Source organism: Furfurilactobacillus curtus (genome assembly GCF_045862785.1).
Classification (GTDB): Bacteria; Bacillota; Bacilli; order Lactobacillales; family Lactobacillaceae; genus Furfurilactobacillus; species Furfurilactobacillus curtus.
Window position 1 is genome coordinate 1 of the sequence record NZ_BQXO01000033.1, and the last position, 1,002, is coordinate 1,002.

Genomic DNA, 1,002 nt, shown 5'->3' on the forward strand with positions numbered 1-1,002 from the left:
AAGTAGCTAACCAATGCTATTTGGTCCATTTTTGTTGTTAGAAATTAAAAAAAGTTGCCGTATAGGCAACCCAGAATAGACACATGCCGGTGAATTTACAAAGCCGATCACGTCCAATGTTCGCTTTGTAATTCAGTTAAAGCATACCAGATTTGTATTTTAAAACAAGTCAGATGTTTTAGCAACTCTCTTTTAAGACGGCCTGTGTCAGTTAAGAAAGGGAGCTTTTATTATGGATCAATCAAACTTTAACTTTACAAATGCTAAAAGAGCCTATGAAGTAAAGTTCTACGCTTTGCCGCAGATCTTACTCCAAGGAGAAAAATATAAGGATCTTAGCGATAGTGCCATTTTACTTTATTCGGTGTTACGCGATCGTCTAAGTTACTCACTAAGCAATAATTGGGTTGACGAAAATAACAACGTATATTTCATATACACAAACAATGAACTAAAAGATTTACGAAACTGGTCAAATAATAAAATCAATAAGATTAAACACGAATTAATCGACGCAAACCTTTTGTATCAAAAACATATGGGTTTTAATCCAAGATCAGGCAAAAACGAACCAAATAGATTATATTTGGCAGATTTGGAAGTAACAGCAAAAGACGTTTATATTAAGCGAGAGCCATTAAAATCGCCTGAACCCCTTGGTACAAGCGGACTTCTCAAAAAGAGAAACCCGCATGATACCGTTGAACCCCTTGGTACAAACGGACTTCTCAAAAAGAGAAACCCGCATGATACCGTTTCTGATACATCTGAATCCCTTGGTACAAGCGGACTTCTCAAAAAGAGACAAGATCTAGACTATACTAATAATTTAGATACTAATAGATACAATATAGATACTCAAAAGTTGGACTTTTCCACAGCCAATTTCTCACCAGCAGAAATTCAAAAGCAAAACCAGGATTTGGTGAACCATGCTAATGACTTCTTAACTGATGAAGACAGTGGTTTACCGGTTTTCTTAGAACCAGAAGCCGTGCAATT

At 36.1% G+C, this 1,002-nt stretch carries 1 protein-coding gene; it reads left to right on the top strand.

The features are described 5' to 3' along the window. Positions 1 to 232: 232 nt before the first annotated feature. On the top strand, positions 233 to 1,002 hold a 770-nt coding region (locus tag ACKTR2_RS10275; RefSeq protein ID WP_407885044.1), incomplete at its 3' end, for a replication initiator protein A.